Genomic DNA, 1102 nt, shown 5'->3' on the forward strand with positions numbered 1-1102 from the left:
CGGAGAGGCCATGTTCTGCCACGTCGCGGCGCGCTGCATTTGCGGAAGGTATGTCCACAGTGCGACTGCCGACACCGGCGCCAGGACCGCGAGCAGCGCGGCGAGGATCTTTCCCTTTCGACTCATCTGAACCACCGCAACCCGAAGTAGATGCCAGCCCAGATATGCAACGCCAGCAGAAGATAGAAGATGATCGAGAACGCGATGTGTGCCGACAGCCAGGCGTTGAACAGCCTGCGCACCCGCTCCTGGAACTGGATCGAGTACTGCAGATCGGCGGCGGCGGATGCCAGTGGCAGCAGTTCGGCGCTGGCCTTGGGCGTACCGGCAACGCCCGCTGTTGGTCCTTGCGCGTAGGCCCAGTACTGCCCATCCAGAAGGCGCCACAGCCCGTCGATCTGCGCCTTCTTCTCGCGGATGTTCTCCGCGACGTAGCGCAGGTAATGCTGGCCGATGAACCCAGTGAGCACGCTCAGCAGCATCGATGCCGTCAGCGCGACGCCGAGCGCACTCTGGAACTTGTGCCCGCTATGGAGGATGGCCAACAGCGCGCCTACCAAGCCGAAATAGACGTGCGCCTGCAGCAATGCGCCGAAGCCATGCTTCCTGGTGAATGCGCGGCGCAGCGTAGCGCTGCGCTTGATTACGGTGTAGGTGAGCGGGACGAGCATGAACGCCGCGCCTACGACGCCGAACACGCCACCCAGGAGGCTTCCGGCGAAGAAGGAAGAGCGGTGCACCAGGAAACCCAGCCACAGGACCACCAGCATCGAGAAGATGATCGTCGCGATGATGCGATCCTGGTTGCGCATCTACGCATCCACCGAGATATCGGCCGACGCTTTCGCCTGGCAGGCCAGGATCACGCCCGAGGAACGATCGAGTGGCGTCAGACCGTCGTCCACGTCCATGGTGACCTCGCCCGACAGCAGCTTGATCTTGCAGAGGCCGCAGTAACCCTGCCGGCAGGCATATTCGATCGGAACGCCGACCTCTTCGGCGGCCTCGAGAACGGTCTGGCCGGCCGCCAGCGGCGCCTTTTTTCCGGACCGCTCGAAGCTGCAGGTGACGGCCGTCGCCGTGTCGCCCGCCGACACCTCCA

At 64.0% G+C, this 1102-nt stretch carries 2 protein-coding genes; both read right to left on the reverse strand.

The features are described from left to right. Positions 1 to 122: 122 nt before the first annotated feature. Positions 123 to 812: a hypothetical protein gene (locus tag HZR81_RS23610; protein WP_003292130.1), complete on the reverse strand. Its 690-nt coding sequence runs from the start codon at positions 810 to 812 to the stop codon at positions 123 to 125. Continuing rightward, on the reverse strand, positions 813 to 1102 hold a 290-nt coding region (locus HZR81_RS23615), incomplete at its 5' end, for a 2Fe-2S iron-sulfur cluster-binding protein (RefSeq protein ID WP_500129398.1).

It is taken from the genome of Pseudomonas sp. LM13 (assembly GCF_041381355.1).
In the GTDB taxonomy this organism is placed as follows: domain Bacteria; phylum Pseudomonadota; class Gammaproteobacteria; order Pseudomonadales; family Pseudomonadaceae; genus Stutzerimonas; species Stutzerimonas frequens.